Here is a 26,014-nt window from a genome sequence, read left to right as displayed (position 1 = left end):
ATGCAGACGCTCATCGCCGCCGCCACAGGCATCGACCTCGCCAAAGTCTATGCGCCCGACGTAGCGCCCGAGGCCTGGCTGACCATTCTGCCGGTGGCCCTGCCGCTGGCCGCTGGCGCTGTTCTCGCCGCCATCCGCCGTCGCATCGACTGGCATGCGCCAATCGCGCTCGTGACACTTTCGCTGATGATCCTCGCGGAAATCGCGCTTCTGGCGCATGTGGCCGTCAATGGCCCGGTGACGCTGGCGCTCGGGCGCTGGCTGCCGCCGTTCGGCATCGCCTTCACCGTCGATGTCGGCGGGGCGGCACTGGCGCTGGTCGCGGGCGTCGTCACATTGGCGGCAGGCGTGTTCGCGCTTGCGGAGATCGACCTCAACCACCGGCGCTACGGCTTCTATCCTTTTCTCCTGTTCCTGATCGCCGGCGTGTCCGGGGCGTTTCTGACCGGCGACGTGTTCAACCTCTATGTCTGGTTCGAGGTGCTGCTGATCTCGTCCTTCGGGCTGCTGGTGCTGGGTGGGGAGAAGGAGCAGATCGACGGGGCGCTGAAATACGGGCTGCTGAACCTCGTCGGCACGACGCTGTTTCTGATCGCCACCGGCTATCTCTATGCGATCTTCGGCACGCTCAACATGGCCGACATCGCCGTGAAAGTGTCCGAGGATCAAGGCGATCTGCCTTTGGGCACGCTGGCGGCGCTCTATCTCACCGCTTTCGGCATGAAGGCGGCCGCCTTTCCGCTCAATGCCTGGCTGCCCGCCTCCTATCACACGCCGCGCATGGCGGCGGCGGCGCTGTTTGCCGGGCTTCTGACCAAGGTCGGCGTCTATGCGCTGATCCGGGTCTTGGTGATGCTGATGCCGGCTGAAGGCGCGGCGCTGTCGCCGGTGATCGGCGCGGTGGCGGCCTTGACCATGCTCGTCGGCGCGATCGGCGCCATCGGCAGCGACGATCTCAAGCGCGCGCTCGGCCATTGGGTGATCGCCGGCATCGGCGTGGCGCTGGCGGGTCTGGCGATCGGCGGTGAGGCCGGATTGTCGGGCGCCTATTTCTATCTACTTCATTCGATGCTGGCGATGTCCGGGCTGTATTTCGCCGTCGGCGTGATTGCGGCGCGGGCGGGAACCTCCTCGCTTACGAAACTCGGCGGGCTCTATGCGGCCGCGCCGGGGCTGACGGTGATCACCGGATTGCTGCTGCTTGCGCTCGCCGGCCTGCCGCCACTGTCGGGCTTCTGGCCCAAGGCGGTGCTGATCAAGGCGGCGATCGCCAGCGATCATGACGGGCTGGCCGCCGCCATTCTCGTCTCGGGTTTCCTGATGACATTCGCTGCGGGACGGGTGATCCTGCTCGCTTTCTGGCGGCCGGCGGCGACGCCCCTGCCCGCGCCCCCGGCCGGACGCGCGATGATCGCGGCGGCGGCGGGGATGGCGGGGATCAGCCTGGCGATTGGGCTGTGGCCGGCGGCGATGGCCGGGATCGCCGATCTCGCCGCGCGCGGCTTTGTCGATCCCGCCGCCTATATCGGCTCGGCGCTGATGGGGAGCCGCCCATGAAGGCCGCGCTCGCCCATCTCGCCATCATTCTCGCCGCCATGAGCTTTTCCGACCTGCCGAGCGGGCTGTCGCTGCTGCTCGGCTTCGTCGTCGGCGCAATCGTGCTGACGCTTCTGCCGCGCGCCTCCGGCTCGCTGCGCTATGGCGTCAGGCTGTGGCGCATCGGCAAACTGATCCTGGTGTTTCTCAAGGAATTTACGCTGTCGGTGTGGCGGGTGGCGCGGCTGGTGACCTCGCCGCGCATGCAGTTCCGGCCCGGCCTGCTGACCGTGCCGCTGACCTTGACGCGCGACGCCGAAATCACCCTGCTTGCCAATCTTATAACGCTGACGCCGGGCACGCTGACGGTGGATGTTGCAGAAGATCGCAGCTATCTTCTGGTGCATGCAGTGGATGCGCCCGATCCCGACGCCACCCGCGACGACATCGTCAACGGCTTCCAGCGGCTGATCAAGGAGGCATTCGAGCCATGACGCCTGCCGACATCCTGCTCTCTTCCGTGCATTTCGCGCTGGCCGCGCTGATCGCCGCCATGGCGCTGATCGCTATACGCGTGCTGCGCGGCCCGACGCTAGCCGACCGGGCGCTGGCGCTGGACCAACTGGTGGGCGTGGCGATCGGCTTCATTGCGGTGATCGCGGTGAAAACCGGCTTTGAGCTCTATATCGACATCGCGCTCGCGCTCGGCCTGACGGGCTTTCTGACCACCGCCGCCTTCGCCCGCTATCTGGCTCTGGCGGGCGATCCGGAGGGACTGCGCGGCGACACGGCGAGCGACAAAACCGAAAAGAAGACCGCGCCATGATCGACACGCTTCTCACGCTCGGCGCGGCCGCGCTGCTGATCATCGGCTCGCTGATTGCGCTGATCTCGGCCATCGGCCTGTTGCGGCTTCCGGATGTGTTCGCGCGCATGCACGCCGCCTCCAAGGCGGGGGCGGCGGGCTCCAGCCTGCTTCTGCTGGCCGTGGCGCTGAGGGCCGACGACAGCGCGATCTGGATCAAGGCGGCGGCCACCATCCTGTTCTTTTTCCTGACCGCGCCGATCTCCGCCCATCTGCTCGCCCGCGCCGCCATCAAGGCAGGATTTCGCCCGCCCGTTCTCGACGAAAAGGCCAAGGCGGCGTTTGGCGACGCAGAGTAACGCTGCGGATGGCCGTGAGACATGTCAGTCTCGGCGCGTCAGCAAATCCGCAGTATTAGCGTTTGAATTGCAAAACCGGATCAGAAGCGATTAAAATTCTCCTCAACCGCAAGAACGAAGAACAAGCGCAAAGGTTCCTTGATGAAACTGCAAGACGAGTTGTTTTTACAGCTTATGTAAGCCTTTATTAAGATTGGTTTTCAGCAGGATACGTCACGTAACGGCAAGTTTTTTCCAATTGTGTAAAGTATGTAAAAATATATTGGAAATGCAAAGAAAAGATGTTAATCCGCAACACAAGAGTCATATTTCGATTCAATTCAGTCGATCGGTCATGGGGGACGCCGCGTTCAATCGAGGCGCTGCATGACGGGAAAGACCGAAAGGCGGAATTATCCGTCGCAAGAATAGAAATCGGCGAGGCATATAGGCACAAGCGCTAGGGGTAGCGCCGAGGCCATCAACTATATACTTCGCCGGAGATGACTCTGTTCAGCGCTTCTGGTTCGAAAGAAACTGAAGCAGGGCAAGTGGATCGATCAGGAGAATAATATGAACGATGCAGTAAATGCGGGAAACAAGGAATTGCTGGTCGAATTGACCGCGGAAATCGTGGCCGCCTATGTCGGCAATCACGTAGTGCCGGCCAACGACCTCGCATCCCTCATCGCCGACGTGCATACGGCGCTGTCCAACACCGCGACGGCGGAAGTCGTCGCTCCGGTGGCGGAAAAGCCGAAGCCGCCGGTGCCGATCAAGAAGTCGGTGCATAACGACTATATCATCTGCCTCGAAGACGGCATGAAGTTCAAGTCGCTCAAGCGCCACCTCATGACCCATTACGGCATGACGCCGGAAGACTACCGCGAAAAGTGGGAGCTTCCGTCCGACTACCCGATGGTGGCGCCGGCCTATGCCGAAGCGCGTTCGCGCCTCGCCAAGGAAATGGGCCTCGGCCAGGGCCGCAAGAAGCGGGTTTGAGCCGCAATCGCATGAAAACAGGGCGGTCCTGCGGGGCCGCTTTTGTTTTTTCACACACAGGAAATTTTTCCTACATTTGATTTCAACGACTTAACCTGCATCTTCGCCAAATACCGCTGAAGCGGTTGCGCAGCCATCTTTTCAACGTCAGGATTGCGGCGTATGAATAGGAAAATTAACCTATTCATACCGGAGCGATACTGATGACCCATTCCGACGACCACGGACTGACCAGCCTGTTTTGCGAACCGCATGTGGCCCTGCGCCTGGAACAGCGCGTGGCCGACTGGAGCCGACGCGGCGGCGACGTCTTCAGCCTCGATCCTTCCCCCCGCCCGAACCCGGGCAAACTCAGCCGCCGCGCCCGCCGCCGCCGGCAGAGGGCCGAAATCTCGCCGCGCAGCGTCTCGACCGTGGTCGCAAAAATCGCCGCCGAGATGATGTTCCTGACCTCCGACGAACCGCAGCGGGGGCACAACCGCCGCTTCATCATGAGCCATGTGCAGCAGATCGCCATGTATGTCTGCCATGTGGTGCTGCAGATGACCATGAGTGAGGTGGGCCGCGGTTTCGGCCGCGACCGCAGCACGGTGGGACATGCCTGCGCCCGTGTGGAGGACCGCCGCGACGAGGCCGGCTTCGACCGGCTGGTGGCGGCGATCGAGACGGTGACATCAGGCGTGTTCACGCCCATCGGCCGCAAGGGCTGAGGCCGATGGCGGAGATGACTGTGACGCCAGACTTCACGATGATGCCCGACAGAGAGACCCGCAAGGAGATCGAAAAGCTACTGCGCTTTCTCGGCAATTCCGGCTGCCGCGCTGAGCTCGCCCCCGACCGCAAACACGCCATGCTGAGGCTGACCCATCCCGACGGCCGGACGACGGATGTCCAGAAGCCTGTGGCGGCGGAGGCGGCCAGCCTTGGCCTGCTGGTCGATCGCAACGGGCTGGTGGCGCCGACGCGCGAGGCCCGCTCCTTCCTGCGCCGCCAGCGCGCCGCCCGTGACGAAGCGATGCTCGACCAGCATCGCGCCATTGAGATCGGCTATATCGTCGAGGGCGACGCGTCCGAGCCGGTGCGCATCAATGCGAGCGAAAGCCCGCTCGCGCAATTTGCCCGCATGAAGGACAAATCCGGCGCGCCGTGGTTTGCCGACGAGGCGCTCGCCGCCGGCGAGCGGCTGGCGCGCGATTTCCACTTCGCCGGACTGCAACCGAAAATCACCCCCAACTACGCGCCGCGTCTCGGCGACCGCGTCAGATCCGCCCCCGGCGCGGGCGTCGAACTCAAGGACAATGTCGTGGCTGCCCGGCTGCGGGTCGCCCGCGCGCTGACCGCCATTGGCCCCGAACTTTCGGGCGTGGCGCTCGATATCTGCTGCTTCGAAAAAGGGCTTGAGACGGTGGAGCGCGAACGCCAATGGCCGGCAAGATCGGCCAAGCTGATGCTGAAGACGGCGCTGATGGCGCTGGATCGGCATTATCGGCCGGGTGGGAGGGGGCGGGCGAATAGCGAGTAGCGAGTAGCGAGTAGCGAGTAGCCAATAGGGAGCAGCGAGGAGCGCGCAACTGTCAGATCGATTGCGTCGTTGCGAATATTTCGAATAGAGATTACGTTATGATGGCTGATCATGGCGCACCGGAGAGAGACATGACCCTTCCCGCAAACGCCCAGGAACTGGGTGGACGCTTGCCGTCCGAACAGGAACGCGCAGCGGCGAACCAGTTGCGCAAGATCATCGCCGCGCAATCCAAAGCCAATGCGACGCTGCGGGTCGTCAACGACGGACAGCCGCCGGCGGAAATCGTCCTGACGCCGGGATTGTCGGGCCTGTTGATGGATGTCCTGCGCCATATCGGCAAAGGAGACGCCGTCACGCTGGTGCCGGTGACGCAGCTGCTGACCACCCAGCAGGCCGCCGATATTCTCAATGTGTCCAGGCCCTATCTGATCTCGCGGCTCGATCGCGGCGACATCCCCTATTCGCTGACCGGGCGACACAGACGCATTCAGGCGGATCACCTGTTTGACTACAAGCGGGCCCGTGACAAAGCCCGTAGCGAAGCTTTGGACAGGCTCGGCGAACTGGATGGAGAATTGCTCTGACGTGTTCGCCAACCGGTTCACCGCTCTGGTCGATGCGTGCAGCTTGGCAAGCGTTGTCAGGCGCAATCTCCTGCTGTCGCTTGCCGAGGCGGAATTTTTCAGGGTCCGGTGGTCCGATGAGGTTTTGAGAGAGACGTCTGCGGCGATCGAGAAAATGGCGAGAGCCAAAGGCAAGGACCACCCGGACGCACATGCGCGGCGCGCGATTGCCGCCATGTCGGCAGCGTTCGATGAGGCCAGAGTCGCCGACTATGAGCAGTTCCTTCAATGCGGCAACGACTTGCCCGATCCGAAAGACAGACATGTGTTGGCGGCCGCGATCAAGGCGCAAGCGTCTGTGATCGTGACAGAAAACCTGAGGGACTTTCCGCCCGACACGCTCCGTCGCTACGGCATCGAGGTGCGCTCCGCCGATGCGTTCATTGCGGATACGATCGACCTCGACATCGGCAGGGCGATATCCGCAGTTCGGACCATGAGGTTGCGGCTGAAGCGTCCAGAGAAGGACGCCGACGCGCTGCTTCTGGATTTCGAGGCGGCTGGGCTTGTGAAGACGGTAGATATACTGAAAGGGCATGTGGCTTCATTGTAGCTGGCAATCAGACCCTCTCTACAACACCCACCCCATTCCTCACCGGCCACAAGGGATGACATTTGTCGAAGACCACGACATCCATCAGCCACGGCGACCCGCCTCCTCGGCAGAAGGAAAACAGGGTGTTGCCGTTGGCGACGAGCTGCCGCCCTTCCTCAGAGGCGAAACTTGGTTGTTCGAACTCCGAAAAGCGTAGGCCGTGATGGCGGAGCCAGGATCTGATGTCGTCGATCGACATGCCGCCGCGAATGCCCTGGAGATCGATGCGCGCGTGGCGACTGAAACGGGGTTTTGCCTTCGGCGCCCGGACGGGTTCGCCCTTCTCCTCGACACGCGTTTCCCAAAGGGCGATCGAGAAATCGGAGATCAGGACATTGCGGTTGCGCGCGATCACGCCGAGCCTCAGGTCGCCCTACTCGATCGAACCGCCGAACGGGTCGGTCCAGGGGAATGTCCAGCCATCCGGTGGGCCGAAATGAGGGGCGATTTTGTTGAGCGTCGCGCCGGGCATCAGGCCATGAGGTTCGCTGCCTCTGATGATGTGCAAAAGCGTGATCGCCACTTGAGGCTCCGTCGGCGCTGATATTCCAGTCTATAACTTTGCCAGCATGCCGCGACCCAATCAAGATTCATCATATACAGCGGTCAAAACCGTTCATATTGTTTTTTCTATATTAGATAATATATTTATATATATTTCTCAACCATCTCTTGTAGTATCATTTTTCCGATTTTTCCTCAATAATGACAAGAATATTCTTTAGCGAATCTAATGTTAAATTATTAATATCCCCCATTTGCATTGAATATGAATGAATATTAAGTTTTTCTATAGTGTATTTGCAGTTTTTGCTATCCGCCTTATTGAAAATCCTTATGTCTGAGAGACATAGAAAAAATTGGCCTTCAATTCTTTGCGTTATTATTAACGACTCCGCAAAGCTTTCAGGCGAGGTTCCTACGTTGGAGGGAATAAAATTCGCGTACGCTGGGCTCCATAGCATAGTGCTAATGCTCAGTGCGAGGTAAAGGAAAAAGTGGCGCATCCGAAACTCTCCTATGGGCGTCTTCTTACACGCAATTCAAGCGCGCACAACCGTTAACATCACGCCTTCGCGCAGTATTTATAATCAAGACTTGATCTCACGAGATGTAAAGACAGATCGCGCTGAATTTTCGCGGCATGCCGGCACGACCGTTTTCCGGGCAAAATCCATCGGACTTCTCGAATTACCGTCGAATTGGTCACTGGCATGGCGGCTTGGTGGTTGTTGGCGGCATTTTCGTTCGTTTTCGGGTTGGCTCCGGACGCGTCATGGCCCTTTTTCGGGGGGCGCGTGGCGCCTGAAACGGGGTTTTGCTTTCGGTGCCCGGTGGGTTTCGCCCTCCTCCGGGACATGCGTTTCCCAAAGGGCGATCGAGAAATCGGAGATCAGGACATTGCGGTTGCGCACGACCACGCCGAGCCTCAGGTCGCCGTACTGGATCGAACCGCCGAACGGGTCGGTCCAGGGGAATGTCCAGCCATCCGGCGGGCCGAAGCGTGGGGCGATTTTATTGAGCGTCGCGCCGGGCATCAGGCCGTGAGGTTCGCTGCCTCTGATGATGTCCAAAAGCTTGATCGCCAATTGAGGCCTCATTGGTCGAGATCATATGGGAACAGGCGCCTGTTCCGGTTCGCGCAATCCGAGACAGTGATCGCGCTTGGTGTCAAGACGGTGCAATCAAAACGCCTTCGGCAGTCCCGCCTGCTTCAAGGTTTCATTGGCCGTATGACGGGACTTGACGCCGTGATCGACGGTGAAGTGGCGGTTGGTTATGGGGCTGAACCAGATTTCGTGATCGCCGCGACCGGGTCGGACATAGACGCAGCCGGCCTTGACCAAAAGCTCTTTCAATTCGCGAAGATAGCCCGCCATGGCGGAATCAGAGGCAAGGATTGGGGATTTTGACGGCGTGCTCGGAGAGGATGTGCACGGGGATTTCCGGCTGGTCGGAGGCGGAGCCATTGAGTTCGAGAAGATCGACGACGGCAGCGAGGACCTTGGTTTCCAGCTCTTCCATGGTCGCCGCCTCGACAACGAGGCCGTCGATGTCGTCGCTCGTGGCGAACCAGACGTCGGCCTCGCCATCCCAGGCGGCGCGCACTGTAATCGCATGAGCATTCATCCGCTGGTCTCCCGCTGATTGAATTTGCCGGTCATGTGGGCCGTTGTAGCACGGAGCGCGCTTTAATGGAATTCGCGCTGCTGATCGGGCGGAAGTTCGTTGACGCCCCCTCACCCCACCGCCTTCACGCCCTCTTCCCGGATCCGGTTCACCATCGACCTCAACCCGTTGGCCCGCTGGGCCGAGAGATGTTCGATCATGCCGATCTCCCTGAATGTGTCGAGCGCGTCGAGGCGGGCCACAGTGGAGGCGTGTTTGCCCGTGTAGATGGCGAGCACGATGGCGACGAGGCCGCGGACGATATGGGCGTCGCTGTCGCCGCGGAAGGTCATCACGGGGTCCTGGCCCTCGCCCGGTTCGCTGACTAGCCAGACCTGGCTTGCGCAGCCGCGCACTTTGTTGTCCGCCGTGCGGTCTTCTTCGGGCAGATCGGGCAGCGCCTTGCCAAGTTCGATCACATAGCGGTAGCGATCCTCCCAGTCGTCGAGAAAGGCGAAGTCGCTGATGATGTCGTCAATGGCGGCCATGATGCTGATCCCTGTCTTTGCCGCCCGATATAGGCGCTCGGGGCGGGCTTGAAAAGCCGCTGCGACGGATTGCGCGACGGCTGGAGGGACTTTCCGGGCATGGACGCTGCCAAAGAAAAAGCCGCGAAGCGCAGGGCTTCGCGGCGGCGTCAAGATGACGAGGCGGGGCATGAAAAGAAGCGAGACGCTTCAGGCGGCGCGGCGGCGCCGGTCAGGGCGCGGCCGCGAAGGGGAATTGGATGGGAGCCAGCAGGCAGTAGCCAGTAGGCAGTCGGGTCAGCGCGTGGGGCGCGGGGTCGGGATGGGGATGTGGCGGGCAGTCTCGTCTTGCGCGCCGGCCTCGGGGGCGGCTGCGGCTGTTGTCACGGTTCCGGTCGTCACGCCGTCGGCGGCGGCGAGTTCGGCGGGGTCGGCGAATTTTTCATCGAGATAGGAATAGGCGACCCGCGCCCCTTCCCTGGCCCGCGCTCCGAGCGTCGAGACGGTCTCGGCGCCCTTGACGCAGACATCGGGCTTTTCTGCGCAGAGCGAGCCCATATAGGTGATGGCGCCGGCGGCGGCGCCGAAAGCATCGGTGAGTTCGACGCCTTCCTCATTCTTCAACCGGTCGGTCGCGTCCTGATCGAAGATCGGCAGCATGACCAGCACCATCGAAAACCAGAAGGCGGTTCTCAAGAGAAACCACATATCCGTATTCCTTGCCCTGTCTTTCGGACCAGATCTTTTCGCGTCCGGTTCCGTCGTGTCCGCCGGCTTTCGCCGGTGTGTCGCTCATCGCCGGTTGACCCGGCCTGTTTCCATCAGGAGCTTGTCGCTCTCTTGTCTTGGTCCGGCGCTTGTTGTCCGGCGATGAGCAAACACTAGCCGGGCGATGCTGACGTCCCATTGCGGCAAAGAGGAGGATTCGACTCGAATTTGCCGCGAATTTGAATTTCTTGGAGTTTATGCAATCTTGAACTGCATTTTGCTCAAATTCGACCTATCGCCGTTAACCAACAAGGCAGCCGCCCCCGCCAAATCAGGCGATTGCGGCGCCTGACGCCGCCACAAAGGTTAACTCACCCCGGGTAAGTTTAAAAACACCAGCAATTACGCGCTGTTAACCACGATTTTCGAAGTTGCCCGCATCTGTGCCTTTTCTGGACTTTTCGCCCCTTGCTGCGGCTGTTCCGGGTTCGTTTTTATCCATTCCTTAAGTCCGCGCTGCCATTTTCCGGACTGAGAGTTCCCAAGGGCTAATCGAAGGCCACAAGCGTTGAGAGTATTGAGCAACATCGGCGGCAAGGCGCGTCACATGATAGGACGCGCATCCGACACAGGCGAAGGGGCGATGCCCTCGCCTGGCCTGCGGCTCGCTGCCTCGAGCGCGGTCGGCCTTCTGTGCCTGTCCGGCATGCAGATGGCGGGCGTCGCGCTCGCCGCGTCGCTGCCGGCCTCGGCTGCGCTATTTGCCGCTTCCATGACATTGGCTCTGGCGTTTCGCGAGATCCGTCCCGCCGCCGCCGCGACAGCCCCGCTCGCCGCCGCCATCCCGGCGCCGTCCTCGGTGTCGCGCCTGCCGGGCCTGGTGACCCGTCATGATCGCTACGGCGCGCTGGTGTCGATCTCGGGCGCCGATGCGCAGGCTTTCGGCTTCTCCCCCGAGCGCATCCAGCCCAATGCGGTGATCGACCGCGTGCATGTGGCCGGCCGCATCGCTTATCTGCAGGCATTCGACGATCTCCGTCGCGGCGCGGCCCGCGCCCGCGCCGACGTGCTGTTTGCAGTCGGCGGTTTCGAAAACCACTATCGCCCGGTCCGAATCGAATTCGTCGCCGAATTCGACGAGGACGACGCGCTTTCTGGCTTTCTGACCCAGATCACCGATCGCGGCCAGGAGGCGGCGCTCGAAGAGGACGCGGCCCGCGCCCGCGACGAGGCGCTCGGCGCCAATGAAGCCAAGACCCGTTTTCTCGCCGCCGTCAGCCATGAGCTGCGCACGCCGCTCAACGCCATTCTCGGTTTTTCCGACATTCTGACGGGCGAATATTTCGGCCGTTTCGAAAACGACAAACAGAAGGAATATTGCGAGCTGATCAACCGCTCGGGCAAGCATCTGCTCGCCGTGGTCAACGCCATGCTCGACATGAGCAAGATCGAGGCCGGCCGCTACGACCTGCTCAAGGAGCCCTTCGACATCGGCGACGCCGTGGCCGCCACCGAGGAAATGCTGTCGCTCGCCGCCCATGCCAAGGGCGTGGTGCTGACCAGCCGGGTGGCCCGCCATCTCGGCGACGTCTCGGCCGATCGCCGCGCCATCCAGCAGGTTCTGATCAATCTCGCCAGCAACGCCATCAAATTCACCGAATCAGGCGGTGTGGTGACGATCGACGCCGCCCGCGACGGCGAGACGCTGGTGCTTACCGTCGCCGACACCGGCATCGGCATTGCCGCCGACAAGATCGGCAAGCTCGGCCAGCCTTTCGTACAGGCCGACAGCGCTTATGCGCGCCAATATGAAGGCGCGGGCCTGGGGCTCGCGCTGGTCAAGGGTCTCGTGGCCCTGCATGGCGGCTCCTTTTCGATCGAAAGCGAAAAAGGCGCCGGCACCAAAGTCACCGTCACCCTGCCGTTCAACGGCGAGGACGGCTGCGAAAACGCCATCGAATTTCCGCCGCGCCTGCATGAGCGCGCCCGGACACAGACGATAGAGGAGACGCTCAATGGCGCCGCCGAAGCGAAAATCGCCTGAGAAGAAAAAAGCCCCCGCCCGCAAGGCGCCGGCCAGACGCAAGCAGAGCGCCTGGCTGTCGGGCGTAACTTTCATTGCCCGCTACCCCCGGCTGATCTCGGGGGTGGCGATCTTTTCCGTGGTGTTCAGTTTTGTGGCGGCTAACGCGCTGTGGTATCAGCCGCGGCATCATCCTTCGCCGTTCATGGCGACGCGGGGCGATGCGCCCGCAACCCATGCGGAGGCGCATGCTTCAGCCGCCGAACCCGGCGTCACCACCTTCCGCATCGAGCGCGAGGAGGATCTCGCCGCCCAGCCGAAACCGGCGCCCTCGCCCGTGGTCGCCGAGATCCAGAAGGCGCTGACCACGCTCAACCTTTATGATGGACCGGCCGATGGCGTCAGCGGACCCAAGACGGTGGCCGCCATCCAGTTCTACCAGGAGACCGAGGGGCTGGAGGCCACCGGCGAACCCTCCCAGGCGCTGCTGGACCGGATGAAGGCCGCCCGCGCCGCCATCGCGCAGACAGACGCTGCTCAGCCGCCCGACCAGGCCAAGACCGCGAGCGTGAAAAAGAGCGACGACGTGGCCGAACTGATCCGCGCCATGGACGAGACCGGCTCGACGCCCATTCCCGCCTCCCCCTATCCCGAGCCGGCCAAGAAAACCGCCCATGCCGACGCCTCCAAGGCGCCGTCCGGCGACGCGCCGGTCAAGCGCGTGATGCTGATCCAGAAAGCGCTGGTGGGTCTGGCCTATGGCGATATCGCCGTCGACGGCAAGCCCGGCGCGGCGACCAAGGCGGCCATCCGCTCCTTCGAGAAAGCCTATCGCATGCCGGTGACCGGCGAACCGTCGGAAGCCGTGCTGAAAAAGCTGAAATCCATCGGCGCCTTGTAGCGCCGTCCGGTTGCAGACCATCCATCCACACGGCGGCGGCGTTTGACATTTGGCGAAAAGGGGTAATGATCGTTTCATAAGAGTTTCTTCATGAAACGGACGTCATGTTCTCTCCCGGTTCCGCTGACCACATCCACATCATTGACAGGATCTATGAAGCTGCGGTGCTGCCCGAAGCCTGGGTCGGGGTGATGGAAGATATCTGCCGATGGGGCGACTTTTTCGGCGGAATGGTGGCCATAGACGACGTGACCGGAGCCGACTGGGTGCTGACGCCAAGCGTCACGCCGCTGTTTGAGGAATTCCTTCATGGCGGCTGGCAGCCGCGCAACGACCGGCTCTACGGCCTGGTGAAATCGGGCGATCTCGACTTCGTGTCCGACAGCCAGCTCTACAGCGCCGACGACAAGGCGCGGATCCCGATCTATCGCGATTTCCTCCTGCCGCGCGGCTTCGGGATGGGCGCGGCCACCATCGTGGAAGCCGCCGACGGCCGGCGCATGTCGATCATTTTCGAACGGCGGCTGGAGCAGGGAGCCGTGGGGCCGGAGCTGCTGGCGGCGCTCAACGGGCTGAGGCCGCATATGGCCCGCGCGCTCAATCTGGCGAGCGAGGTGCGCCGGCAGCGGCGGCAGGTCTTGCTGAACGGATTGTCGCTGGCCGGGGTGGCGGCGGCGCTGATCACCGAACAGGGCCGCATCGTCGCCGCCAATTCCGAATTTGAAAAGCTGGACGACTATATCGCCTTTCTCGCCCATGGCCGGCTGGCGCTGCGCGACGCCGCCGCCCAACAGTTGTTTTCCGAAGCGCTGGCGTCGCTCGGCGGCGTGCGGGTGCAATCATTGCCGCTGCCCTCGGCCGACGCGACGGTGACGCCGGGCGTGCTGCACATCCTGCCGCTCCGGCGCATGGCGCGCGATCTCGGGCCCAGCGCCGAAGCGATCGTGATGGCCGCCTTTCCCACCAAAGGCGACCACACGCTGTTTCCGCTCCTCAAGACATTGTATGATTTCACCCGCGCCGAAGCGCGCGTGGCGGCGCTGATGCTCGAGGGCGAAGCGCTGCCCGAGATCGCCAAGCGGCTGGGCGTGGCCTATGAAACCGCCCGCAGCACCGCCAAGGCGATCTATCGCAAGACCGGCAGCACCGGCCAGACCGATTTCGTCCGCAGGCTGTCGCCGGTCACCCGCTATTCGGTCGCCGCAGGCGGCTGACCGCCTGCAAGCGGCGTCTCATAGCACGTTTCAATGAATGCATTCCTCGCACAGCGCCGCCTGCGGCGCTGCGTCGAGCCGCGCCTTGGAAATCGGCTGGCCGCATTTGGCGCACAGGCCGAAAACGCCTCGCGTGAGGCGATCGAGCGCGGCGTTGACGGCGCGCAGCTCGTCGAGACCGGCCCGGCCGACGCCCTCCAGAACCTCATCGCCCTCGACCTCAAGCGCATACTCGGCGGCGTCGGTGCTGCCGGGGGCCTCGAGTTCGGTTTCGATGGCGCGCAGGCGGCCTTCAAGTTCGGTCTTGCGCGTGTTGAGACGGGCTGCGAAGACACTCATATCCAGCATGGATTTTCCTCCGTAGAATATTGTTTTTCTTATATTTCTTATGCGTCAACGGTCGACGAGCACCGAGCATTTGGCGTGACGCACCACCCGATCGGCAGTAGAGCCGAGCAGGTAATTGGAAAAGTCCGGCCTATGCGAGGCGATGATCACGAGGTCGGCGCCGTTTTCTTCCGCCGCCGCCAGGATTTCCCGCGCCGGCGAGCCGATGCGCGTCAGGATCAGCGCTTTGGCTCCGGTCTTTTCGTTGAGCGTGCTGAGCTGCTCGCCGGCTTCCTTGATGCTGGCTTCGATGAAATCCACCGGCAGTTCGATGGTGATGTAGCCGGGAATGTCCTCGGCGACATTGAGAAGCAGAATCGCGCCGCCGTCATCAACGATCTCCATCGCCTTGAGGAGGATCTTTTCGCCCTTGTCGAGTTGGCCGATATCCACGGGAACGAGGATTTTCTTGTACATGTCGCGCCTCCTGTGAGTGAAACTTCTTGGAGGCATCATGCGCGTCACGCGCGTGACGGGCATTGATCAACATCAAGTGGAGGAGCGGCAACCGCGATCAGTCAAGGAGCTCGACGCCAAGCGCCCGGATGCGGGCGAGATCCGTCTGATATTTTTCCTCATAGGCGCCGATGAGGCTGGGATCGGCGATTTCGAGGCGTGGATTGGGTTCATCGAACGGAAAACCGCGCATCAGGCGGGCGACGTTCTTCATCTCGTTGGCCGACAGATGCGGCTTGAGTTCGTTGAGCACCTTCAGGCCCTTGATGGTCAAGGACGGCAGGACGTCGCGGCGCAATTCCTCGTCCGGCACGGTGAAGGCGACGCCCGGCGCGAGCAGCCCGAACACCCTGCCTGGGTCTGCCGACAGCCAGTCATAGGTCCAGACGGTGAGCCTGTCGGCGCCGCAGGCCGCCGCCATGTCGGCGACGATCTCTGCCCAGCCGCGCCCCTCAGGCTTGAACTTCGCGAGATAGCGATCGAAGGCGGGCGCCTTGCCGCGCGAGGCGAGCTGCAGCCAGGACGAGGTCAGATAATCGGGATAGCGGCGGATCGACAGGAAATAGCGCGTCTCATTGCCCTTCAAAAGAGAATCGAGAATGCGCAGCCTGCGGCGCGCGCCGGGATAGAGCCGGCCCGTCCAGTAATTGGCCGAGATCAGCCCGAGCAGATTTTCATCCGAGAGAATGAAGGTGTCGCCACCCCCCTGGCTGCGGATCAACGCGTCCAGCCGGCGAGCCAAGAATGGGCGCGTGATCGCCCCGCCAAGCGCATCGGTCCAGGCGAGTACATCAAACAGCGAGGTGAATCCCCGTCGCACGGTGGAAATCGGCGCATAGCGAATGCCGCCATCCGTGAGCATCGAACGGTGATCGTGCAACTGCGCCTGGATGAAAGTGGTGGCGGTCTTGTGGACGCCGAGATGAACATTGACGCGCATCGGCGCAAACCCGGAATACTCGGTCGCTCGTGAAGGAGCCTGCGTCTCGCTGGCCAGGAGGCCTGCCATACCGGGGCTTACATCGTCATGCGCCATGAAGGACTATTGTTTATAAAGGGAAACGGCCGCCAGGACTACTGGATACCGCCGTTTCCAGCATTACGTTTATTAGCTCGCCGAACCTGGATTTCCAGCTTCCTTTGCTTCGCGCGCGGCCTTCTTGGCGGCGCGGGCCGCATCATTCGCCTTGACCTTTTCCTTCAAGGTCGCGCGCTGCTCCTTGAGAGCTTTCACGCGGTCCCTCAGCGCGGCGATTTCCTTGTTGATCGCCTGGATCTGTTTTCTCGGGCCAGGTTTCTTCTCTGCCGCGTCGGTCGTCGCCATTATTATACCTCTTGATTGGGTCGCAGTCCATTGAATGGACGTTCGCATTCGCGCTTTCGTGACAAACCAACGCGTTGCAATCAGCGCGAACATTAGTGCGGCCCAGATGAAGACACAAGGCCTCGCCTGCCGCCGCGCCCCGCAATCCGAAACAAGTTTGTCGGTTTCGTGTCGAGATCGGCTTTTCGGGAAAACCAGCCCGGCGCCGCGCCGCCGTTATCATGGCCGCCGGCGCTAAAATCCGGTCAGGAAGCGCTTCAAACGGACCAGCCAGTTGGACTTCCGCTTGGGCCTGACGCGCGCGCGGCGAACCCGCGCCGGCGCATCCGCGCCGCCGAATGACGCGAAGATCGGCGCATCATAGGAGTGCGGCGGCGCAATATCGCCGCTTTCGATCCGGCCGAGCGGTCCGCCGTCGAAGCGCGTCCAGTAGCGGAACAGGACCACGCCGCGCTCGGAGCGGATTTCGCGCGCCTCTCCACCGAACTCCGCGGCGGCGGTCACGGCGTCGCCCGCCAGCTGGACAACGCGGAAAGCGCCTTCGCCCGCGCTGCGGACGAATTGATAGACCGCCAGGCCCGCATCCCCGGGCGCGGCGGCCGAGCCGGCGACGCCCGGCGCAATCACCACCGTGTCCGCGCCCATCCGGCCAGCCTCGGAAACCAGAGCCGACGGCCCCGGCGCGCGCCTGCGGATCGCGATCCGGTAGCGGCCCGCATGGGGAAGGATCTGCCGCATCAGCTGGATGTCGGCCTTGTCTCGGCAATAGACCAGCCAGACACCGCGGCGCCCCGGATCCGACAGGGGCAACGGCATGGCGCCGGATTTATCGAAGGACAGCATCAGGCGGCGCAACAGGCGGAAATTGGGTCCCGGCCTGAAATAGCCCTTTTCCCGCCGCCGCGGATGCCAGAGATGCACGAGATGGATGCCGGCTGCGAAAGCCTCGAGCCCATTGAGGGCGAAGAAGGACCGGAAGCCGCAATAATGGCGGACGCCATTGTCCTTGAAATCGGTGAGATAGGCGTGCGGGCGCGGACCTCTTGGCGACAGCGACGACAATCTGTGGAGAAGGTCGTAATCCTCGGCGCCATGGCCGGAAAAACCGGGCGCATGGCCTCCGAGCGAAAGATAATGTTCGCGGTTGACCACCATGGCCGAACTGCCGAAGGCCGTGAACTGGATGAGGTCGGATTGGGCGTCGAGCCATTCCGGAGTGAATTGCTTGATGAACGGCAGATCGTCGGCCATGTCGGCGAACCATCTGTTCACGCCGGCCTCGGTCAGGAACAGCACCGGCGCGGTGAAGAATTCGAACCGATTGCGGGCCATGTCCCGCCGCATGGCTTCGGCGTGAATGGCGCGGTACATGGCGGGCGTGCCGTAGAAATCGATGTCATTGAACATGATGACGGGATTGCGGGCCATGGCCGCGCCGAAATCGCGCACCTTGCCGATCGAAAACAGCTTTTCCGGACGCGGATGGCGCACGACCTCGACGCCGCCCGCTTCCAACAGGCGCAGAGGTTTGGCATGGCTGTCGCTGGTGCCGTAATCGGCGATCTGGATGTCGAACAGGTCCCTGGGCACCACAGCGGCAAGCCGCCGGAGACGCAATTCGCCTTCATGGGTTTCCGCCGTCAGGCGAAGGGGAATGATCAGGGTAATCTTCATCATGCCGCAGTTGGCTCTCTGTTTCGCTCCGATCCTCGCCGACGGCGCCGTTGCGTCATAGAACGCCGGAAGGCAAAGGCAAAGCCCTGTCATGTCGCGTTCACCAATGGTAAAGGAGAATTCACCATACTGGCCAAGCATCCGAGACGGCGAACCGTCTCCGCGGCGACGCAACCATATTGTTGGCGCAATGAAAATATACTAACCTGCCCGCCACTCTCAGCCGTTGGTCGGGGCCGACGGCGTGTTGAATACTGGAAACTGGCGACGTGCGCCTCTGCATCGCGCGTTTCCTCCCCATTGCTCGGCTTTGGCGGGAATTCCCCCCGGCCAACCGGTAAAATTGGAATGAGATATGACAGTTCCGAAGACGACGGATGAGAATGCCGAAACCATCCAGTTTCCGCTCACCAAAGAAGAACGACGCGAGAAACAGCTTCGCAAACGCGCCGAGCGTGAAAGACAAGCGGAAAACGTCGACGCGGCCGAAGCGGATATGAGCGCCGGCAAAGGCGCGGACACGGCGACGGCCAAAGGCAGGATCATCTCGGTCATCGCGGACAGTCCGATGGCGCCGCCGCTGCAACGCAAACAGGCGGCTCAAGAGGCGGAGAGCGAAGACAACGAAGACTTCAAGGCCCCGAGCAAGCGCCTGTTCCGGGCGTCCTGGACCAATGTCTCGTTTCTGCTGTTCGTCATCATTCCGGGATTGTGTTCGGCCCTGTACTTTACGGTGCTGGCCAGCCCGCAATATGTGGTGGAGTCGCAATTCTCAGTCCGCGGCTCCAACGCCTCGTCTATGGCGAGCCTGGGTCTGGGAAGCCTGTTCGGCACCTCCGTGCAATCCAACGATTCCTACATCGTTGCGGCCTATATCGAATCCCAGCAATTGGTCCGCGACGTGCGCGATCAATTCGGCGTCGATCTGCGTCAGTATTATTCCCGCCCCAACATAGACCTGCTCTACCGCATTTCGCCCGACATGCCGCTGGAAAGGTTCACCGAATATTGGCGCGACATGGTGGAGATCAGCTTCAATTCCACCACCGGCAATACGACCCTGTATATCTACGCCTTCACGGCGGAAGACTCCAAGGCGATTACCGACGCCGTTCTGAAAGTGTCGGAAAAGCTGGTCAACTCGCTGAGCGAAAGCTCGCGGCAGCAGATGACGCGCGTCGCCAACCTGCAGGTCGAACGGGCCGAAGCCCGGCTCGAGAATGTGCGTGACGAAATTCGTCAGTTGCGATCGACCGAAAAGATCATCGATCCGGCCCAGTTGTCACAGCTTGACTTCTCACTGACGCAAAAGCTGGAATCGGAACTGCAGGCGACGCGGACACGGCTGAACACCGCCCTTCAAAGCGTGGCGGGCGATGCGCCGCAGGTTGTGGTGCTGAAGCGCACGATCAAGGGCCTGGAAGAACAGCTCGCCGTGCTCAAGCAAAAAATGTCGCTGCCAGACACGCAGAAAGTGTCCAGTCAGCCGATGAAAGCGGGCCGCGTCAATGAAGAAGGCAATATTCCCGGCGTCCTCACCAAGTTCGAAGACCTGACGGTGCAGCAGACCTTCGCCACCCAGGCCTACACCACGGCGCTCGCGGCGTTCGAAACCTCGCTCACCGAGGCCCAGAAGCAGGACCGCTATTTCGCGCTGTTCGTCGAACCCGTGAGACCGGAAATCGCGCTTTATCCGATGCGGATCCTCGACACATTCATATCGCTGCTGGTTTTCATGGCGATCTGGCTGCTGGCGCAGTTCTTCTACCGCTCGTTCAAGGACCATGCGATCTGATCCGCCGGGATCGTTGCGCAGGAGGATAACGTGAGCACGTTGAACGCCAACCGGCGAGAACGAGAGATCAGCGTGCTGAATGGCGCGCAGAACAATCTGCGCGTCATCGTCGCCATGATCTTCCGCGAGGCCGCCAATCGATTCGGCGCCTCGCCGGTGGCCTATGTCTGGACCATCGTGGAGCCCGCGATCCTTGTCGGCATCCTGCTGTTGGCGCGCGTCTACTTCAAGACGGTCAGCCCCGCTTTCGGCGAAAGCTCGGTGATGTTCCTTCTGACCGGCGTCGTGGCCTTCCGGGCGGTCCGCGCCGTCATCAACACCGGCGGCAGGGCGATTCAGGCGAACCGGGCGCTGTTCGAATTCGGCCTGGTCAAGCCGCTCGACACTGTCGTGGCGCGCTCCATCGTCGAATTCGTGATCTGGATCGTGATTCTCACGGTCTTCTTCGCCGCCGTCGGACGCATTCTCCAGACCGAGGTCATCACGGATTTCCAGGGATTCGTGCTGTCCATGCTGCTGGTTCTCTATTTCAGCCTGTCGATGGCGATGTTCAACGCCACGGTCGGGGCGCTGGTGCCGGTCTGGCGCAGCATGTGGAAAATGATGTCTTTGCCGCTGATGATGACGTCGGGCGTGCTGTTCGTACCGGCGCAAATGCCGCCGGAGATTCTCGCGATCATCATCTGGAACCCGTTCCTGCATTGTGTCGAGGGATTGCGATCGCATTCCTATCTCGATTACCTGACGGTGTATTCGCCGAGTTATCTGCTCTGCTTCTCCACCGTGGTCCTTCTTTTCTCGCTGGCGATGGAGCGGTTGTTCCGCAAAGAGATCATCCGCGCGAAAGGCGATGAAGACGAAGACGAGATGGTATGATCACCCTTGAAAATGCTGGCAAAGCCTATCGGGACCGCCGCAACGGCATCCAATGGGTCTTTCAGAACCTGAACGCAGTTTTCCACGACGGGGACAATCACGCGGTGCTGGCGCCCCGGGGCCAGGGAAAGACGACGCTGCTCAACGTCATCTGCGGCAACGACACCTTGTCCCAGGGCGAGATCCACAGGCGCGGACGCGTTTCCTATCCGATGGATTTCCGCGCCAATATCTCGCAGAAACTGACGGGGCGGCAGAACCTGCGCTTCCTCACCGATATTTACGGGCGCAACTATCCCGAAGCGCTGGATTTCTGCGCGGCATTTTCGGCGATGGATCGACAACTCGATCTGCCGCTGAAGAACATCCAAAATCAGGCCCGCGCCCGCTTTGCCGTCAGCGCCCTTCTTTCGCTCGGCTTCAACCATATCCTGATCGATGACACGATCTCGCTGGGCGACCAGAAATTCCGCCGGAAATGCATGAACTACATTATCGACAACAGCGACAAGTTCACCGTGTTGCTGGCGACGAGCGATCCGGACTACGCGGCGAAAATGTGCAAGTCGGCGAGCGTGTTGCATCAGGGAAAACTGACGTTTTTCGACGATTTGAACGACGCCGCCAAAGCGTTCAACGAGATCAACAAGGTCTATGTCTGAGCGCCAAACCGCGCGCGAGACGCCGTCCTTCCGGGTGAATAAACCATAACTATCAACAGGATGATCCGTATCCACATTTCCTTGAACTTTTTTTGACGAAATGACTTGCGGAAACAAAAAGAGCGGTCTATACGACCCTCAACTTGAGTTACGGAGTGTAGCGCAGCCTGGTAGCGCACCTCGTTCGGGACGAGGGGGTCGCAAGTTCGAATCTTGCCACTCCGACCAAGTTATAGTTTCCCGACTTCTTCAGCCCTTCATGGATACGGCCTAATCAGTGTCGCAAGCTCAGGCTTGGCGAGCTACGATGAGGCGGATCTCGCCACTTCCCTTGCATTGCGCTGGTTCTGTGTGGACGCCGTAATCGTCGGACGTTTCGTCGCCGTCGCGCAACCGTTGCCCAGCCTGGCGCGCCGGTCGGATGGTCTCCCGCCGCGACGAGGCAAACTCGTTATGGGATTATCCCTTTGACCGGACGCGATCGTCCTCGGCGCGGTCAGGGCCGCCGCGCAGGGATCCGAGGCCGCGAGGTTCCGTCCCGGGCTTGCGGGAGCCGCGCCACAGCTGCGCCAGTGGGGCGAGAAGCAAGATCGGCCAGATGAAGCAGAGGATCAGCCCCAGCACGCGCCATGCATCCCAGGGCGCCCGAACGGCATAGCCTTCGAACAGGGTTCGCAACACACAGCCGGACGCCACGGCGCCGTAGAGCAGCGCTGCGAAAATGAGAAGGATTGTGTTGGTCGGTTCGCTGTCAAACATTATAATACCAATCGCTTCGATCCAAAGCCCCGCCCATTGCCCCCATCCGGGCCGCAAGGTTCAGCAGACGCGGGACCGATCCGAAAATCCGAGTCGCATCCCGAGGCGTCTATTGCGTTTGATAACGTAACCCGAAACGAACCACCTCCCCCAAATGGGTGAATTTGGAATAATTCCTGATGTTGCCGAGTATTTTCCGGATGCGACGCAGCGATGCGCCGTCTGGGCGGACGGAATGGGTGTGCGCGGGCGGGTCGTTCGTGTCGCAGATATCCGCGCGGCCAAAAAAAATCCCGCGCGCAGAAGCGGCGGGACTTTTCACGGCCTCCGCCTGGGCGGGGCCCCGAACAGCGCATTTCCGACGCAAACGGCGCGGGCGGAAAGTCGCATTCTTCAGGCGCCGGGATTGGCCCCCGGCGCAAGGCGGCGGCGCGTCGACGCCGAATTTTCTATCGTCAGCGGACGCCGTTGACGAAGTATTGAATGCAGGTGCGGATAAAAGCGCGCCCGGTGACGCCCTTGCGTTGTTCGCTGTCGGCCGCGCCGAAGGTCATGTCCATCAGCATATAGGCGGCGGCCTGCGGATTGGTGGCGCTGAGCAAGCCCGCCTCGCTCCAGCGTTCGAACCATTCCGTCAAGCGCCGGCGGGCGCGGTCGAGGCAATCTTCGCGGAGAACCTCGCCGATTTCCGGCGCAAGGACGGCGTCCTGCCGGGCCTGACGCAGAAAGGCCTGCCGCTTCTGATCGGTGTCTTCGTCGACATCGACGCGGAAAATGGCCGACAGGGCCCGCTCCACGGAGTCGCCTGGCTCGACATCGTCGAAATCGAACAACTGGGTGTTCATCAGCCCGACAATGGAGCGGAACAGGTACAGCTTACTCGGGAAAAGCCGGTATAGCGTGCGCTTGGACACGCGGCAGGCGGCGGATATGTCGTCCATCCGCATGGCGATATAGCCGGTGCGCAAATAGATGTTGGCGGCGCGCTCGACAATGATGTCGCGTTGCTCTTCATCGCTGCGCACCTTGGGCCGACCCCGCCCCCGCTTCGGCAGGGATGCCTCGTCCCCGCTCTCGACGGTGTCGGTCGGGATGCGGTCCAAGGCCTGGGGCGCTGCGTAAGATGTCGATTCCAGTGTCAAAGTCGGGCTCCTATCTTTTTCGGCAGCCAGACCGAACCTGATCCGCAGGTTCAAGCGGCTCAGATGTTCGGCGGCTCCGCTTTCGCGTCATGCTCACCCCTTGACCACAGAACGCGCCGACCCGATGCGGCGGGCGATCCCCACCCCTGGAGATCTTGCATTTCGCTGCCCGTTCGCGCATCCTGCGGCTCGGCGTCATCCTGGCCAGAATTCACCGTAGCGAGCCCTGCGTTAAGTGCTGTTAAGGCAGTGTAAAGTTAGGTAAAAGCGCTGGCAAAGCCGATCTGAGGGTGTATCCCGGACGCATGACCAAGGTTCTGCTCATTGACGACGACGTCGAATTGACATCGCTTCTCACCGAATATCTGGTCGAGGAAGGATTTGACGCGCGCGCCGTGCATGATGGCCGACAGGGCGTGGACGAAAGCCTCTCCAACCAGTTCGACATCATCGTCCTCGATATCATGATGCCCAAGATGAACGGCATCGAGGTGCTGCAGCGCATCCGCCGGACAAGCGACGTGCCGGTGCTGATGCTGACGGCGCGCGGCGACAATGTCGATCGCATCACCGGACTCAATCTGGGGGCCGACGACTATGTGCCCAAACCCTGCTCGCCCGATGAACTCGTGGCGCGTCTGCGCGCCATCCTGCGCCGGTCGCGCCGGCATATGGCCGGAGACGGCGGCGCGCGGCTGGTGGAGGCCGGCTCGCTGCAACTGAACACGGGAGCGCGGCGCGCCGAATGGCGCGGACGCGTGCTGGAACTGACCGGGGCCGAATATTCCATTCTCGAAGTGCTGGCCCGCAATGCCGGTCAGCTGGTGTCCAAGCAGGACATGGCCAAGCGGGTGTTCGGCCAGCCGCTGGCGCCGTTCGATCGCCGCATCGACGTGCATGTCAGTTCGATCCGCCAGAAGCTCGGCATCGCCGAAAACGGGCAATCCTGCATCCGCACCGTGCGGGGCCAGGGCTATCAGCTGGTGACGGACGGCTGATGGGACGGACCTTCTGGCATTCGTTCCTGACGATCTGGCTGACCATGGCGGGCGCCATCGCCATCATCATCGCGGTCAACGCCTATCTGGAGGTGTTGCCGCCGAAGGACGGGTTCATCGATCTTCAGGAAAAATATACGCTTGAGGCGCTGGCCGGTTTTCTGCGCGCAGACGAGACCGTCGAGGCCGACACTTTCGTCACAATGATGGGCCGGCAAACGCCGACCATGCGCATCCGCTTTCATGTCGAAGCCGGGACCGCGCCGGAGGCCTGCCAGGATCTGGTAGGCCCAGGACCTCTGGCCCGGCATGCCCGCGAGCAGCAGCCCGACGCGCCGCCCCCACCCCACGGGCCGCAGATGACGCCTGACCGAAACGGACTGGTCAGCGTTACCGTTCCAGGCCTGGCGGCCTGTTATCGCATCAATCTCCAGAAGGAACGGCTTTCGCTGTTTGATCGCATCGCGCCGACCGTACTGCCGCTGCTGGCCGGACTGCTCGCCAGCGTCATCTCGTCCTTCCTGCTCGCCAATTATCTGGTGTCGCCAATCATGAAACTGCGCGAGGGGCTGAAGACGCTGGCGGGCGGCGCTTTCAATGTCCGCATCGGCGCGCAACTGGGCAAACGGCGCGACGAAATCGCCACGCTGGGCCGGGATTTCGACACCACCGCCGCCAAGCTCGAGCAAATGGACGCCGCGCAAAAACGACTGTTCCACGACGTGTCGCACGAGTTGCGCTCACCGCTGTCGCGACTACAGGCGGCCGTCGGCCTGTTGCGCAAGAACCCCGCCCGGCTCGAGACGCTGCTGCCGCGCATGGAGCGCGAGATCAAGCGGCAGGACGGGCTGGTGGAGGAGATCCTCACGCTTGCGCGGCTGGGCCCCAATGCGGCGGCGACGCTCGAACGGGAAACGATCGACATCATCGATCTCGTCTCGGCGATCATCGACGACGCCGCCTTCGAGGCGCAGGCCAAGGGCGTGGCGATGGACTATGCCGGCATTCAAAGCTTCGTAACCCGCGTCAACGGCGAGCTGATCTATCGCGCCATCGAGAATGTCGCGCGCAATGCGGTGAAATATTCCCCCGACGGCAGCCGGATCGCCATCTCGGCAGCGCGCAGCAGCGATGGCGAGACGCTGGAACTCGCCATTCGCAACCCCGGCCCGATCGTGCCTCAGGAGGATATCGAAAAGATCTTCCACCCGTTCACCCGGCTGCAGGAAAGCGAATCCGGCTATGGCCTCGGCCTCGCCATTACAAGGCGGGCCGTTGAGGCGCATGGCGGCTCGGTGGAGGCGCTCGCCAATCCCGAAGGCGGCCTGACGGTGACAATCATCCTTCCGCGCCTGAGCTGATCAGGCTGAGATCCACGCGGAACCCAGGCCGCGAGAGGGGCGTTAAGGGGGCATCGAGACATCGATGCAAAGGAGATTGTCATGAAACTTACGCTGTTGACGGCAGGCTGCCTGGCGCTGGCCACACTCGCCGCCGCTCCCGCTTACGCCGATGACGACAATAACGGCGCGCTGACCGGCGCGGCCGGCGGCGCGGCCACCGGCGCGATCGTCGGCGGTCCCGTCGGGGCCGTTGTGGGCGGGGCGGTGGGCCTCGCCGCCGGCGCGGCGCTCGATCCGCCGTCCGAACGGGTGGTGACCTATGTGCAGGAACAGCCGGTACCCGACCGACGCGTCGTGGTGGAACAGCCGATCGTGGTCGGCGAGCCGCTGCCCGCCGACATCGCGCTCACGCCCATTCCCGGCGACGAGGCCTATGCCTATACCGTGGTCAACCAACAGCGGGTGATCGTCGATCCCCGCACCCATACCGTGGTGAGGATCATCGAATAGGCCGCCCCGCACACCGAACTCCAGTCGAAGCCCTTGCGAACACCCTGCGTCGCAAGGGCTTTTTCTTGCCCGGTTTCTCCGCTGCGGCGGGCTGGAGCGTCTTGCATGATGCTCTGAAGCAAGGATAGCATGCGGCATGACGCAACATTTCCTCGAAAGCCATCCTGGGATCGTCAAGCGGC

32 protein-coding genes and 1 tRNA gene are annotated in these 26,014 nt (G+C 62.1%); 19 read left to right on the top strand and 14 right to left on the bottom strand.

Annotated elements, in window-relative coordinates; genetic code table 11:
- The 9 genes from M2360_RS22775 (at nt 1) to M2360_RS22735 (ending at nt 6,382) form a co-directional block, all read left to right on the top strand.
- Complete coding sequence (locus M2360_RS22775; protein WP_280777678.1) at nt 1–1,557, top strand: Na+/H+ antiporter subunit D; 1,557 nt, start codon at nt 1–3, stop codon at nt 1,555–1,557.
- Nucleotides 1,554–2,030, top strand: coding sequence for a Na+/H+ antiporter subunit E (locus tag M2360_RS22770; protein ID WP_280777677.1), 477 nt, complete (start codon nt 1,554–1,556; stop codon nt 2,028–2,030). Before M2360_RS22775 ends, M2360_RS22770 begins: the two co-directional genes overlap by 4 nt.
- Nucleotides 2,027–2,362 (top strand): cation:proton antiporter, encoded by a 336-nt coding sequence (locus M2360_RS22765; RefSeq protein WP_280777676.1) that lies wholly within the window; start codon nt 2,027–2,029, stop codon nt 2,360–2,362. Before M2360_RS22770 ends, M2360_RS22765 begins: the two co-directional genes overlap by 4 nt.
- A complete protein-coding gene (gene mnhG / locus M2360_RS22760; RefSeq protein ID WP_280777675.1) occupies nt 2,359–2,700 on the top strand; it encodes a monovalent cation/H(+) antiporter subunit G in 342 nt (113 codons plus the stop codon). The genes M2360_RS22765 and mnhG overlap by 4 nt, the downstream gene beginning before the upstream one ends.
- Nucleotides 2,701–3,252: 552 nt before the next feature.
- Nucleotides 3,253–3,681 carry a MucR family transcriptional regulator gene (locus M2360_RS22755; protein ID WP_280777674.1) on the top strand — a complete coding sequence of 143 codons (429 nt, stop codon included), beginning with the start codon at nt 3,253–3,255 and terminating at the stop codon, nt 3,679–3,681.
- Nucleotides 3,682–3,884: 203 nt separating this feature from the next.
- Complete coding sequence (locus M2360_RS22750) at nt 3,885–4,391, top strand: helix-turn-helix domain-containing protein (protein ID WP_280777673.1); 507 nt, start codon at nt 3,885–3,887, stop codon at nt 4,389–4,391.
- Between the two features lie 5 nt (nt 4,392–4,396).
- Nucleotides 4,397–5,203, top strand: coding sequence for a DUF6456 domain-containing protein (locus M2360_RS22745; protein WP_280777672.1), 807 nt, complete (start codon nt 4,397–4,399; stop codon nt 5,201–5,203).
- A gap of 131 nt (nt 5,204–5,334) precedes the next feature.
- Complete coding sequence (locus M2360_RS22740; RefSeq protein WP_280777671.1) at nt 5,335–5,790, top strand: helix-turn-helix domain-containing protein; 456 nt, start codon at nt 5,335–5,337, stop codon at nt 5,788–5,790.
- Nucleotides 5,774–6,382 (top strand): PIN domain-containing protein, encoded by a 609-nt coding sequence (locus M2360_RS22735; protein WP_280777670.1) that lies wholly within the window; start codon nt 5,774–5,776, stop codon nt 6,380–6,382. Before M2360_RS22740 ends, M2360_RS22735 begins: the two co-directional genes overlap by 17 nt.
- Nucleotides 6,383–6,389: 7 nt before the next feature.
- Here the strand turns inward: M2360_RS22735 and M2360_RS22730 are convergent, their stop codons facing one another.
- From M2360_RS22730 to M2360_RS22700, 7 genes are all read right to left on the bottom strand, one after another.
- The gene (locus M2360_RS22730) at nt 6,390–6,779 is read right to left on the bottom strand and encodes a hypothetical protein (protein WP_280777669.1); all 390 of its coding nucleotides are present in this window, start codon (nt 6,777–6,779) and stop codon (nt 6,390–6,392) included.
- An 18-nt stretch (nt 6,780–6,797) separates the two neighbouring features.
- Complete coding sequence (locus M2360_RS22725; protein WP_280777668.1) at nt 6,798–6,947, bottom strand: hypothetical protein; 150 nt, start codon at nt 6,945–6,947, stop codon at nt 6,798–6,800.
- A gap of 751 nt (nt 6,948–7,698) precedes the next feature.
- On the bottom strand, nt 7,699–8,013 hold the full coding sequence (locus M2360_RS22720; protein WP_280777667.1) for a hypothetical protein: 315 nt from the start codon (nt 8,011–8,013) through the stop codon (nt 7,699–7,701).
- A 96-nt stretch (nt 8,014–8,109) separates the two neighbouring features.
- The gene (locus tag M2360_RS22715) at nt 8,110–8,304 is read right to left on the bottom strand and encodes a type II toxin-antitoxin system HicA family toxin (RefSeq protein WP_280777666.1); all 195 of its coding nucleotides are present in this window, start codon (nt 8,302–8,304) and stop codon (nt 8,110–8,112) included.
- Nucleotides 8,305–8,311: 7 nt separating this feature from the next.
- Nucleotides 8,312–8,554 (bottom strand): DUF1902 domain-containing protein, encoded by a 243-nt coding sequence (locus M2360_RS22710; RefSeq protein WP_280777665.1) that lies wholly within the window; start codon nt 8,552–8,554, stop codon nt 8,312–8,314.
- Nucleotides 8,555–8,664: 110 nt separating this feature from the next.
- On the bottom strand, nt 8,665–9,081 hold the full coding sequence (locus tag M2360_RS22705) for a SufE family protein (RefSeq protein WP_280777664.1): 417 nt from the start codon (nt 9,079–9,081) through the stop codon (nt 8,665–8,667).
- 276 nt (nt 9,082–9,357) lie between these two features.
- On the bottom strand, nt 9,358–9,768 hold the full coding sequence (locus tag M2360_RS22700) for a DUF5330 domain-containing protein (protein ID WP_280777663.1): 411 nt from the start codon (nt 9,766–9,768) through the stop codon (nt 9,358–9,360).
- 607 nt (nt 9,769–10,375) lie between these two features.
- Here M2360_RS22700 and M2360_RS22695 point away from each other — a divergent pair.
- The 3 genes from M2360_RS22695 to M2360_RS22685 all read left to right on the top strand — a co-directional run bounded on the left by M2360_RS22695 (nt 10,376) and on the right by M2360_RS22685 (nt 13,906).
- Nucleotides 10,376–11,812 carry a HAMP domain-containing sensor histidine kinase gene (locus M2360_RS22695; protein ID WP_280777662.1) on the top strand — a complete coding sequence of 479 codons (1,437 nt, stop codon included), beginning with the start codon at nt 10,376–10,378 and terminating at the stop codon, nt 11,810–11,812.
- Nucleotides 11,784–12,692 carry a peptidoglycan-binding domain-containing protein gene (locus M2360_RS22690; protein ID WP_280777661.1) on the top strand — a complete coding sequence of 303 codons (909 nt, stop codon included), beginning with the start codon at nt 11,784–11,786 and terminating at the stop codon, nt 12,690–12,692. Before M2360_RS22695 ends, M2360_RS22690 begins: the two co-directional genes overlap by 29 nt.
- Before the next feature lie 104 nt (nt 12,693–12,796).
- Nucleotides 12,797–13,906: a LuxR family transcriptional regulator gene (locus M2360_RS22685; RefSeq protein WP_280777660.1), complete on the top strand. Its 1,110-nt coding sequence runs from the start codon at nt 12,797–12,799 to the stop codon at nt 13,904–13,906.
- Between the two features lie 30 nt (nt 13,907–13,936).
- Here the strand turns inward: M2360_RS22685 and M2360_RS22680 are convergent, their stop codons facing one another.
- The 5 genes from M2360_RS22680 to M2360_RS22660 form a co-directional block, all read right to left on the bottom strand.
- On the bottom strand, nt 13,937–14,254 hold the full coding sequence (locus tag M2360_RS22680) for a TraR/DksA C4-type zinc finger protein (protein WP_280777659.1): 318 nt from the start codon (nt 14,252–14,254) through the stop codon (nt 13,937–13,939).
- A gap of 45 nt (nt 14,255–14,299) precedes the next feature.
- Nucleotides 14,300–14,710 (bottom strand): universal stress protein, encoded by a 411-nt coding sequence (locus M2360_RS22675; RefSeq protein ID WP_280777658.1) that lies wholly within the window; start codon nt 14,708–14,710, stop codon nt 14,300–14,302.
- A gap of 97 nt (nt 14,711–14,807) precedes the next feature.
- Nucleotides 14,808–15,689: a hypothetical protein gene (locus M2360_RS22670; RefSeq protein WP_280777657.1), complete on the bottom strand. Its 882-nt coding sequence runs from the start codon at nt 15,687–15,689 to the stop codon at nt 14,808–14,810.
- Nucleotides 15,690–15,857: 168 nt separating this feature from the next.
- Nucleotides 15,858–16,073: a hypothetical protein gene (locus tag M2360_RS22665; RefSeq protein ID WP_280777656.1), complete on the bottom strand. Its 216-nt coding sequence runs from the start codon at nt 16,071–16,073 to the stop codon at nt 15,858–15,860.
- A gap of 234 nt (nt 16,074–16,307) precedes the next feature.
- Nucleotides 16,308–17,750 (bottom strand): hypothetical protein, encoded by a 1,443-nt coding sequence (locus tag M2360_RS22660; protein ID WP_280777655.1) that lies wholly within the window; start codon nt 17,748–17,750, stop codon nt 16,308–16,310.
- Nucleotides 17,751–18,102: 352 nt separating this feature from the next.
- On the opposite strand from M2360_RS22660, the gene M2360_RS22655 reads away from it, so the two are divergent.
- The 4 genes from M2360_RS22655 to M2360_RS22640 all read left to right on the top strand — a co-directional run bounded on the left by M2360_RS22655 (nt 18,103) and on the right by M2360_RS22640 (nt 21,308).
- Complete coding sequence (locus M2360_RS22655; RefSeq protein ID WP_280777654.1) at nt 18,103–19,542, top strand: hypothetical protein; 1,440 nt, start codon at nt 18,103–18,105, stop codon at nt 19,540–19,542.
- Nucleotides 19,543–19,572: 30 nt separating this feature from the next.
- A complete protein-coding gene (locus tag M2360_RS22650) occupies nt 19,573–20,418 on the top strand; it encodes an ABC transporter permease (protein ID WP_280777653.1) in 846 nt (281 codons plus the stop codon).
- Entirely contained in the window at nt 20,415–21,080 is a 666-nt protein-coding gene (locus M2360_RS22645) for an ATP-binding cassette domain-containing protein (protein WP_280777652.1), read from the top strand. The genes M2360_RS22650 and M2360_RS22645 overlap by 4 nt, the downstream gene beginning before the upstream one ends.
- Nucleotides 21,081–21,231: 151 nt before the next feature.
- Nucleotides 21,232–21,308 (top strand) — tRNA-Pro (locus tag M2360_RS22640).
- A gap of 231 nt (nt 21,309–21,539) precedes the next feature.
- Here the strand turns inward: M2360_RS22640 and M2360_RS22635 are convergent.
- On the bottom strand, nt 21,540–21,839 hold the full coding sequence (locus tag M2360_RS22635) for a hypothetical protein (protein WP_280777651.1): 300 nt from the start codon (nt 21,837–21,839) through the stop codon (nt 21,540–21,542).
- A gap of 455 nt (nt 21,840–22,294) precedes the next feature.
- Nucleotides 22,295–22,981, bottom strand: coding sequence for a TetR/AcrR family transcriptional regulator (locus M2360_RS22630; RefSeq protein WP_280777650.1), 687 nt, complete (start codon nt 22,979–22,981; stop codon nt 22,295–22,297).
- Nucleotides 22,982–23,286: 305 nt separating this feature from the next.
- On the opposite strand from M2360_RS22630, the gene M2360_RS22625 reads away from it, so the two are divergent.
- The 3 genes from M2360_RS22625 (at nt 23,287) to M2360_RS22615 (ending at nt 25,832) form a co-directional block, all read left to right on the top strand.
- Nucleotides 23,287–23,979: a response regulator gene (locus M2360_RS22625; protein WP_280777649.1), complete on the top strand. Its 693-nt coding sequence runs from the start codon at nt 23,287–23,289 to the stop codon at nt 23,977–23,979.
- Nucleotides 23,979–25,340, top strand: a complete 1,362-nt coding sequence (locus tag M2360_RS22620) for an ATP-binding protein (protein WP_280777648.1) — start codon at nt 23,979–23,981, stop codon at nt 25,338–25,340. The genes M2360_RS22625 and M2360_RS22620 overlap by 1 nt, the downstream gene beginning before the upstream one ends.
- An 81-nt stretch (nt 25,341–25,421) precedes the next feature.
- Complete coding sequence (locus tag M2360_RS22615) at nt 25,422–25,832, top strand: DUF1236 domain-containing protein (protein ID WP_280777647.1); 411 nt, start codon at nt 25,422–25,424, stop codon at nt 25,830–25,832.
- Nucleotides 25,833–26,014: the final 182 nt, after the last annotated feature.

The organism is Rhizobium sp. SG_E_25_P2, from assembly GCF_029892285.1.
Classification (GTDB): domain Bacteria; phylum Pseudomonadota; class Alphaproteobacteria; order Rhizobiales; family Rhizobiaceae; genus Rhizobium_E.
The sequence above is the reverse complement of the archived record's forward strand: the minus strand, read 5'-3'. Positions and strand labels throughout refer to the sequence as shown.